The sequence below is a fragment of the Actinomadura darangshiensis genome (genome assembly GCF_004349235.1).
GTDB classification, from domain to species: domain Bacteria; phylum Actinomycetota; class Actinomycetes; order Streptosporangiales; family Streptosporangiaceae; genus Spirillospora; species Spirillospora darangshiensis.
Map to the genome: position 1 here is coordinate 25,118 of NZ_SMKY01000075.1, position 9,008 is coordinate 34,125.

At 70.8% G+C, this 9,008-nt stretch carries 8 protein-coding genes; 5 read left to right on the forward strand and 3 right to left on the reverse strand.

Translation table 11 applies throughout. The annotated features are described in order from the left end of the window. Positions 1–48: 48 nt before the first annotated feature. Together E1293_RS18300 and E1293_RS18305 are read left to right on the forward strand one after the other, a co-directional pair. Positions 49–1,455: a 3' terminal RNA ribose 2'-O-methyltransferase Hen1 gene (locus tag E1293_RS18300; RefSeq protein ID WP_132198627.1), complete on the forward strand. Its 1,407-nt coding sequence runs from the start codon at positions 49–51 to the stop codon at positions 1,453–1,455. Beyond that, positions 1,452–4,007: a polynucleotide kinase-phosphatase gene (locus E1293_RS18305; RefSeq protein WP_132198628.1), complete on the forward strand. Its 2,556-nt coding sequence runs from the start codon at positions 1,452–1,454 to the stop codon at positions 4,005–4,007. The genes E1293_RS18300 and E1293_RS18305 overlap by 4 nt, the downstream gene beginning before the upstream one ends. A gap of 49 nt (positions 4,008–4,056) precedes the next feature. Here E1293_RS18305 and E1293_RS18310 read toward each other — a convergent pair whose 3' ends face one another. The 3 genes from E1293_RS18310 to E1293_RS18320 form a co-directional block, all read right to left on the reverse strand. Next, complete coding sequence (locus E1293_RS18310) at positions 4,057–4,296, reverse strand: TFIIB-type zinc ribbon-containing protein (RefSeq protein WP_243716310.1); 240 nt, start codon at positions 4,294–4,296, stop codon at positions 4,057–4,059. A gap of 94 nt (positions 4,297–4,390) precedes the next feature. Then, positions 4,391–5,290: a phosphotransferase family protein gene (locus E1293_RS18315; protein WP_207938913.1), complete on the reverse strand. Its 900-nt coding sequence runs from the start codon at positions 5,288–5,290 to the stop codon at positions 4,391–4,393. An 8-nt stretch (positions 5,291–5,298) separates the two neighbouring features. Further along, positions 5,299–6,981, reverse strand: coding sequence for an AMP-binding protein (locus E1293_RS18320; RefSeq protein ID WP_243716311.1), 1,683 nt, complete (start codon positions 6,979–6,981; stop codon positions 5,299–5,301). A gap of 176 nt (positions 6,982–7,157) precedes the next feature. Here E1293_RS18320 and E1293_RS18325 point away from each other — a divergent pair, with 176 nt between their 5' ends. The 3 genes from E1293_RS18325 to E1293_RS18335 form a co-directional block, all read left to right on the forward strand. After that, on the forward strand, positions 7,158–8,081 hold the full coding sequence (locus E1293_RS18325) for an alpha/beta fold hydrolase (RefSeq protein WP_132198632.1): 924 nt from the start codon (positions 7,158–7,160) through the stop codon (positions 8,079–8,081). Beyond that, positions 8,078–8,608 (forward strand): RNA polymerase sigma factor, encoded by a 531-nt coding sequence (locus E1293_RS18330; protein WP_132198633.1) that lies wholly within the window; start codon positions 8,078–8,080, stop codon positions 8,606–8,608. Before E1293_RS18325 ends, E1293_RS18330 begins: the two co-directional genes overlap by 4 nt. A 23-nt stretch (positions 8,609–8,631) precedes the next feature. Then, on the forward strand, positions 8,632–9,008 hold a 377-nt coding region (locus tag E1293_RS18335; protein ID WP_207938914.1), incomplete at its 3' end, for a hypothetical protein.

Here is a 9,008-nt window from a genome sequence, read left to right on the forward strand (position 1 = left end):
CCGCAAAAAAGATGGGGGAGGTTCGGGCCGGTCCGCCACACTTGGGGCGTGCTTCTGACGATCACGACCACCATGGACCAGGCGACCGACCTGGGATTCCTCCTGTACAAGCATCCCGGCCGGGTGCAGCGTTTCGACCAGTCCTTCGGTACGGCGCACGTCTTCTACCCGGACGCGGAGGAGCATCGGTGCACGGCGGCTCTGCTGCTGGACGTCGACCCGGTCAGGCTCGTGCGCACGCGTGGCAAGAGCACACCCGACTTCTCCCTCGGCCAGTACGTGAACGACCGCCCCTACGCGGCGTCGTCCCTGCTGGCGTCGGCCATGGCGAACGTCTTCCGCACAGCCATGCGCGGGCGGTGCGACGCCCGTCCAGAACTGGCGGCTGCGCCGATCCCGCTCGAAATCGTCCTTCCGGCGCTGCCGTGTAGGGGCGGGGCAGGGCAGGTGGAGCGGTTCTTCGCGCCGCTCGGCTGGAACGTGTCGGCCGTGCCCGTCCCGCTCGATCCGGAGTTCTCCGAGTGGGGCGACTCCCGGTACGTGACGCTCACGCTGACCGGGACGGTCCGCCTGGCCGACGCGCTCAACCAGTTGTACGTGCTGCTTCCCGTCCTGGACGACGCCAAGCACTACTGGATGGCGTCGGACGAGGTCGACAAGCTCATCCGGGCAGGGGAGGGGTGGCTGGGCGCGCATCCCGACCGCGGAGCCATCACGCGCCGCTATCTCGCCAACCGGCGAGCTCTGGTCCGTACCGCGCTGGGCCGGCTCGCCGACGCGGAGGACGCGCCGGATGAGGCACTCGACCCCGTGGAGGTCGAGGAAGAGGCGTCCTCGGAGGACCCGCGGCCCGTTTCGCTGGCCGAACGCCGCCTCCAGTCGGTCGTGCAAGCGCTCCACGGCGAGAACGCCCGCCGGGTCATCGACCTTGGCTGCGGCTCCGGGAAGCTGATCGCGCAGCTGGCCAAGGACGACTTCTTCAGCGAGATCTCCGGAACGGACGTCTCGTACCGCGCACTAGGCCACGCCTGGCGTCGGCTCCACTGGGACAAGCAGCCGCGCCGGGAGAGCGACCGTGTCCGGGACGTCTTCCAGGGCGCGCTGACCTACGCGGACGAACGGTTCCGCGGCTACGAGGCGGCGGTCCTGATGGAGGTCATCGAGCATGTCGACCCGCCTCGCCTCGGCGCGGTCGAGCGAGTCGTGTTCGGGCACGCCGCGCCCCGCGTGGTGGTCGTGACGACGCCGAACGCGGAGCACAACGTCCGGTACGAGGGGATGGCGCCCGGGGCGATGCGCCATCCCGACCACCGTTTCGAATGGACGCGGGCCGAGTTCCGCGCGTGGGCCGGCCAGGCCGCCGCCGCGCACGGCTACCGCGTCCGGTACGTACCCGTCGGCGACGACGACCCCGAGGTCGGCGCACCGACGCAGATGGGGGTGTTCACCAAATGACCGAGATCCGGGTCCCGGAGATGGGCCTCGTCGTGCTCGTCGGCGTGTCCGGATCGGGCAAGTCGCACTTCGCGCGCAAGCACTTCAAGCCCACGCAGGTGGTGTCGTCCGACTTCTGCCGCGGGGTCGTGTCGGACGACGACAACGACCAGTCCGCCACCGGCGACGCGTTCGACCTGCTGCACTACATCGTGGCCAAGCGGCTGCGGCGCGGGCTGCTGACCGTGGTGGACGCGACCAACGTGCAGAGCAAGGCGCGGGAGGCGCTGCTGCGGGTCGCCAAGGAGCACGACGTCCTGTCGGCCGCGATCGTGCTGGACGTCCCTGAGAGGCTCGCTGCCGAGCGGAACGCGGCCCGCCCGGAGCGGGACCTGGCCCCGCACGTCATTCCGCGCCAGCGGCGCGAGCTGAGGCGCGGCATGCGCTCGCTCGGCCGCGAGTTCCGCCGCGTCCACGTCCTGACCGGCCCCCAGGAGATCGACGCCGCGACGATCGCGTACGAGAAGGCGTGGAACGACAAGCGGGAGCTGACCGGCCCGTTCGACGTCATCGGCGACGTGCACGGCTGCCGCGCCGAACTGGAGGACCTCCTCACCGGCCTCGGCTACGAGATCGACAGGGACGCGCAGGCACGCGCCGTTGGAGCGAACCATCCGGGTGGACGCAGCGCCGTGTTCGTCGGAGACCTCGTCGACCGCGGCCCCGACACGCCTGGCGTCCTGCGTCTGGTCAAGGGGATGGTGGCCGCCGGCGACGCGCTGTGCGTCTCGGGCAACCACGAGGCGAAACTCATCCGTGCTCTGCGCGGACGCAAGGTGCGCGTCGCGCACGGCCTCGCCGAGTCACTGGAACAGCTCGCCGCCCAGGAAGAGGACTTCCGCGACGATGCGCTGCGTTTCATGGACGGTCTCATCAGCCACTACGTCCTGGACGGTGGTCGCATGGTCGTGGCCCACGCGGGGCTCAAGGAGGACTACCACGGTCGTGCGTCCGGGCGCGTCCGCTCGTTCGCGCTCTATGGCGACACCACGGGGGAGACCGACGAATACGGTCTGCCGGTGCGTTACCCGTGGGCGCGCGACTACCGGGGCAAGGCCATGGTCGTCTACGGGCACACTCCCGTCCCGGAAGCGGAATGGGTCAACAACACCATCTGCCTGGACACCGGTGTGGTGTTCGGCGGAAAGCTGACCGCGCTGCGCTATCCGGAGCGTGAGCTGGTGTCGGTTCCGGCCAGGCAGGTCTGGTACGAGCCGACGCGTCCGCTGGAGGCTCCGGCCGGGGCCAGCACGGGTGGCCACCGGGAGAACGACGTCCTCAACATCGGGGACGTCCTAGGCAACCAGGGCGTCGAGACCCGTCTGATGGGTCGCGTCACCGTCCGCGAGGAGAACGCGCTGGCCGCGCTGGAGGTGATGAGCCGGTTCGCCGTGGATCCGCGCTGGCTCGTCTACCTGCCGCCCACCATGGCCCCTGCCGAGACGTCGTCTCTGCCCGGATATCTGGAACACCCGGCGGAGGCCCTTGCCGCCTACCGGGACAAGGGCGTCGTCCGTGCGGTGTGCGAAGAGAAGCACATGGGCTCGCGTGCCGTCGCGGTCGTCTGCCGCGACGCCTCAGTGGCGGTGGAACGCTTCGGCGTGACCGACGGGACGACCGGGGCCGTCTACACCCGGACCGGGCGTTCCTTCTTCCGCGACCCCTCCCGCACTGCCGAGGTACTGGACCGGCTCCGCGCCGCGATCGGCGCCGCCGGGCTCTGGGAGGAGCTGGACACCGGCTGGCTCGTCATCGACGGCGAACTGCTGCCGTGGTCGGCCAAGGCCATGGACCTCATCCGCACGCAGTACGCCGCGACCGGCGCCGCCGCCCGCGCCGCCCTGCCCATGGCGTCCGACGTCCTCGCGCGCGCGGACGCACGCGGTCTCGACCTCGGCGGGCTCCGCGAACGCGTCGACCGGCGCGCCGCCAACGCGTCCAGGTTCCGGGACGCCTACGCGCGCTACTGCTGGACGGTGGACGGCCTGACCGGCATCCGCTTCGCCCCGTTCCAGATCCTGGCCGGGGAGGGCCGCTCCTGGGCGGACGCACGCGACCACGAGTGGCACATGGCCGTCGCCGAACGACTCGCGGACAACGATCCAAGCGAACTCGTCCAGCGGACGCGGTCGGTGACGGTCGACCTGGGTTCGCCTCAGTCGGAGGCCGCCGCCGTCGAATGGTGGGAGAAGCTCACCGCCGCCGGGGGCGAGGGCATGGTCGTCAAACCGCTCGGGCCGCTGCCGGAGGGGATCAAGGTCCAGCCCGGCGTCAAGTGCCGCGGGGCGGAGTACCTGCGGATCATCTACGGCCCGGACTACCTGGAGCCGGAGAACCTCGACCGGCTGCGCCGCAGGTCGCTCGGGCGCAAGCGGTCCCTGGCGATGCGCGAGCACGCGCTCGGAACCGAGGCCCTCGGCCGGCTCGCCGGCGGGGAACCGCTGTGGCGCGTCCACCAGGCGGTGTTCGCCGTGCTGGCGCTGGAGTCCGAGCCCGTGGACCCGCGCCTTTGACCGCGCGCCGCGGCCCGCCTCCCCTTGGGGGCGGGCCGTGGCGGGCTGCTCAGGTCGAGAAGAGCATGTGGAACACGCTGCCGTGGTGCGGGCGGTGGTGTCCACCGTGGTGATGGTGGTGGACCGCCCCTCCCGGTGCTCCCCACCCCGGCGCCGCGGCCGGCGGAGGGGCCGCCCGGTACTGCGACTCCATCTGGGCCAGGGCCTCAAGCTCGCCGTAGTCGAGGAAGACGCCCCGGCAGCTGTCACATTGCTCGATGTGGACGCCGCTGCGGGTGTAGGTCCGCATCACGCCACGACACTTAGGGCAGTGCATCGCCTTGTCATCCTTCCGGTATGGATCCCCAGGTAGAGGCTAAATGTAGGGCAGGTTTCGCGCCACGTCATGCCGCGTCCCTCGCTGCGGATATTCTCAGGCAGGCATCGACCATCGCCTGCTCCGGCCCGTCGAGTGGCCGATCTTCCCTCCCCGCGGATATGACGCACGTGGCGGCGATCTGGATCGCCAGACTTCGGGCGGGAACGTCCAGGGTCGTCCACGGGTCGCCGTGTGCGGGCACGGCCGGGCCACCCGCATCCCGGTAGGCGCCCAGGAAACGCTCCCAATCGTCCGGTGGGAGGACTCCTGCGGAGTAGAGCGCGGCAGGGCGGGCGAGGTCCCACGCAGGGTCACCCTTGCCGAGGTCCTCGATGTCGATGAGCCGCCAGTGTCCGCCGGGTGTGCGCACCATCTGGCCCAGATGCCAGTCGCCGTGAATGAGCGACGGGGCACTGCTTGAAGGCTCGGCCTCCTCGCCGCGTATCCATGCGGGAAGCGTGGTGAAAGCGTTTCGTACTTGGGTCTCGGCAGGGCCGTCCGCTAGGCGGGACACGAGGCGTGCCACACGTGTCGGACGTCCCCACGACGGTGCATTGACCGGGACGGTCCTGGAGTGGAGGTCCGCCAGGAGGCGGGCGCCGTCCTCCCAGGGGAGGTCCTGAGCCGGATCGACGGGCTCGCCGAACGTGGCGAGCGTGACCGTCCGGCCTTCCACGCAGAGCGGCGAGCCTAGCGGTCCGACCACGACATCCTGCAGCGACTCGGCCAGGCGTATCCGTTCGAGGAACGGGTCCCCGTACTCGCGGTCCGCCTGGTGCGCCTTCACGACCACGTCGCCGACCCGAACCACGAGCACACCGTGCCGGTCGTACAGCGTCTCCGGGGGGCCGCCGCCAGGGGCCTGCTCACGGCCGATGTCAACGAGCCGGGCGAAAAGCCCGGACTGGGCGGTCTCGGTGTGCACCGGACCAGTCAACCACTCTGCGCCGACCTCATCCTCCTAGGCGGGGTCGACTCGACGAACTCTTCCCGCAGCCGCTGCCGGACGACCTTCCCGAGCATGTTCCTAGGCAGATCCGTCCGCGGAAGGAACTCCGTCGGCACCTTGTAGTGCGACAGGTACCGCTCACAGTGCCGCCGCAGCTCGTCCGCCGAGAAGGGGTACGCGGGATGCTCGACCACGTGGGCGATGATGCGCTCGCCGCGCCGGGCGTCCGGCACACCGACCACGGCGCAGTCGTACACGGCGGAATGGCGGCGCAGCACCTTCTCCACCTCGGACGGAAATACGGTGAAGCCGCTCATCTTGATCATGTCCCGCTGGCGTTCCAGGATGGTGATGAAACCCTTCTCGTCCATCACCGCGATGTCACCCGTGCGGAGCCAGCCCTTCGACAGGGTCTGCGCGGTCGCGAGGGGCGCGTTCCAGTAGCCGGCGAACACCTGCGGCCCGCGCACGACGAGTTCCCCCGTCTCGCCCGGAGGCAGGACCTTCGTCGGCTCGTCCTGGTCGACGATGACGGCGTCGGTCAGGGGCAGCGGCACCCCGACCGTCAGGTTGCGCGCACCGCCCCCCAGCGGGTTCCCGGTCACCGCCGGGGACGCCTCGGTGAGCCCGTAGCAGTTGATCAGGCCCTTGGCGCCGTGCCGGTCGAGCCTGTCGATCGTGCCCTGCGTCAGCCCCATGGCACCGGAGATGTGGATGCGCAGCGAGCGCAGGTCGCCCGGCCGGAACCGGGGGCTGTCGAGCACCTGCTCGAACAGCGTCGGAACGCCCGGGAAGATGGTCGGCCGGTACTTGCGTATCGCGCGGACCACGCGATCGCCGTCGTAGCGGGGGAGCAGCACCACCGCCCCGGCCGTCATCACGGGCGCGACCAGGCAGCTCATCAGGCCGAACGAGTGGAACAGCGGCAGGACCGCCAGCGTCACGTCCTCGCCGGGACGTCCCTCCAGATCCCACGCGTGCTGCTGGCAGGCGTTCGCGACGAGGTTCCGGTGCGTCAGCATCGCGCCCTTGGGGCGCCCCTCCGTCCCGCCGGTGTACTGGATCGCCGCCAGATGGCGGGCCGGTTCCAGCGGGAACTGCTCGACCCTCCGCCGTGGCGCCTTCTGCAGATCCTTGAACGGGACGACGCCCGGGTCGGCCGGCACGTCCGCGGTGATGGCCGCGCGCCGCCGCTGCGCCTGCACCAGGGGCAGCCGCAGGGCGATCCGCCTGGACACCGGGAGGTAGTCGACCAGTGACGTCACCACGATGTGGTCCAGGCGCAGCCGGTCGCGCACCGCCCGCACCGTCGCATAGGAACGATCCAGGACGACCGCGACGCGCGCGCCGCAGTCGGCGAGCTGGCGGAGCATCTCCTCCTCGGTGTACAGGGGGTTGTGCTGGACCGCGATCGCCCCTCGGCGCAGGACGCCCCAGAACGCGATGACCTGCTGCGGGCAGTTCGGCAGGATCAGCGCCACCCGGTCGCCGGGCTGCACCCCGAGCCGGTGCAAACCGTCGGCGAACCGGTCCGCGGCATCGCGCAGGTCGCGGTAGCAGGTCCGCCGCCCGAAGAACATCAGCGCGGGCTTGCGCGGGTACCGGTCCGCGGCGTCGTCGAGCAGCCGCGTGACGGGGACGTCCGGGACGTCGATGTCGCCGGGCACCCCGGGCTGGTACCAGCGTCGCCAGGGCGACGATCGCAGTGACGAGTGCCACATAGCGCTCGATTCAATCATCTCCCGGACATCCATGCCGCGCGAAGATCTTCAAACCCGTGTGGAACGTTTCCGCCCATGAGGCCCTCCCTTACCTACGAACGACGAACTCAACGGGAGGCACCATGCAGCGGCCCATGCCCACGGTGGACGGAGTCGAGCACCGCTTCGTGGAGGCGCGCGGCGTCCGCTTCCACGTCGCCGAAGCGGGCGAGGGGCCGCCGCTGCTGTTCCTGCACGGCTTCCCCCAGCACTGGTACGCGTGGCGGCACCTGGTCCCACTTCTGGCGAACGACTACCGCCTGCTCATGCCAGACCTACGCGGTGCCGGATGGTCCGGCGCACCGTACCGCGGCTACGCCACCCGCGACCGGGCGTCCGACATCCTGGCCCTCATGGACGCCCTCGACCTCGACCGGGCCGGCCTGGTCGCACACGAATGGGGCGCCTGGGCGGCCTTCCGCCTCTGCCTGGACGCACCCGCCCGCTTCAGCCGCCTCCTCGCCATCAACATGATCCACCCATGGCCGCGCCAGCGCGCGGTCCTGCGCAACGCCTGGCGCATGTGGCACACCGCCCTATGGGAGTACCCCCTGCTCGGCGGCGCCGTCCTCCGCCACTGGCCGGCCTTCACCCGCTACCACCTGCGCCGCGGCGTCACCGACCCCTCCGCCTGGACCCGGCATGACGTCGACGAGTTCGTGGAATCCGCGCGCCACCATGCCCACGCGGGCCGCGCCCTGCACTGGCAGTACGTCCTCCGCGACATTCCGGCTCTGGCGACCGGACGGTTCAAGCGCAGGCACCTCACCGTCCCCACCACGATCCTGTTCGGCCGCGACGACTTCATGCTCGCCCCCGACATGCTCACCGGCGCCGCCGGCCACGCCGACGCCCTGGACAGCCGGACCGTCCCCGGCGGCCACTACCTTCCTAACGACAGCCCCGCGCTGGTGGCCGACACGATCCGCTCCCTCTTCCCCACCGGCGAAGAGGCGCGCCCACCGCGCACACCGCCCACAGCGGGCGCTCAGGTTCGAACAGGATGACGGGACGGGGGGCCGGGGTGAAGGCAGAACCCGACCATGTCGCGACGCTGGTCCGGGGGGCGCAGCAGGGCGACAGCCTGGCCATGCAGGAGCTGCTCGACCTGTTGGCCCCTTACGTCGGCAGGCTCTGCGGCCCGATCGCCCTGCAGGAGGGTCCGGACGCCGCGCAGGAGACACTCATCGCCGTCTTCCGCGGGATCTCCCGCCTGCGCGACCCGGCCGCCCTCTTCGGCTGGGTGCGGGCCATAGCCGTCCGCGAGGCCGTCCGGGTCGCTCGCCGCCAGGGTGCCCCCTCGCAGCCGCTCGACCTCGACGCCGTCCCCCAACGAGGCGATCCTCAGCTCGCGTCCGACGTCCGCGACGTCCTGGACCGGCTGTCCCCCGAACACCGCGCCGTACTCGTGCTGCGCGACGTCGAGGGCCTCGACGAACGAACCGTCGGCCATCTGCTCGAAATCTCCACAGGAACGGTCAAGTCGCGCCTGCACCGGGCGCGGCGGGGCTTCCGGAAGGCATGGGGAAAATAGCGATGAACCAACCTGACTGGCCCATGGCCGACCTCGACCCCGTCAGGCGGTTGCGCATCATGGCGGAGTCCATCCCCGGCGCCACCTACGCCGAACAGGTCTTCGACAACACCTTCAGTGAAGTCTGGGCCATCGCGAGCGACCTGGAAACGGAGCTCCCCATGCTCCTCACCGACGTCCGCACGATGCGCATCACCCGATCCGACGGCGAACACCTCGAAGCGAAGGCCATAGGCCGCCTAGGCCAACGCGCCCGCTTCGACATCGTCATGCGCCCGGGTTGGTGCTGGATGCAGAGCCGCTTCCTGCACGGCGGCCTGGCCGCGACCGCCACCTCCAAAGGCACCCGCGTTGCCTTCACCGGCGCCCTCCGCCTCCCCGGCATGGCCCTGGCCACCCC

Coding starts and splice junctions, on each gene's coding strand:
- E1293_RS18305 (WP_132198628.1), top strand. CDS start 1,452: ATGACCGAGATCCGGGTCCCGGAGATGGGCCTCGTCGTGCTCGTCGGC.
- E1293_RS18310 (WP_243716310.1), bottom strand. CDS start 4,296: ATGCGGACCTACACCCGCAGCGGCGTCCACATCGAGCAATGTGACAGC.
- E1293_RS18325 (WP_132198632.1), top strand. CDS start 7,158: ATGCAGCGGCCCATGCCCACGGTGGACGGAGTCGAGCACCGCTTCGTG.
- E1293_RS18330 (WP_132198633.1), top strand. CDS start 8,078: ATGACGGGACGGGGGGCCGGGGTGAAGGCAGAACCCGACCATGTCGCG.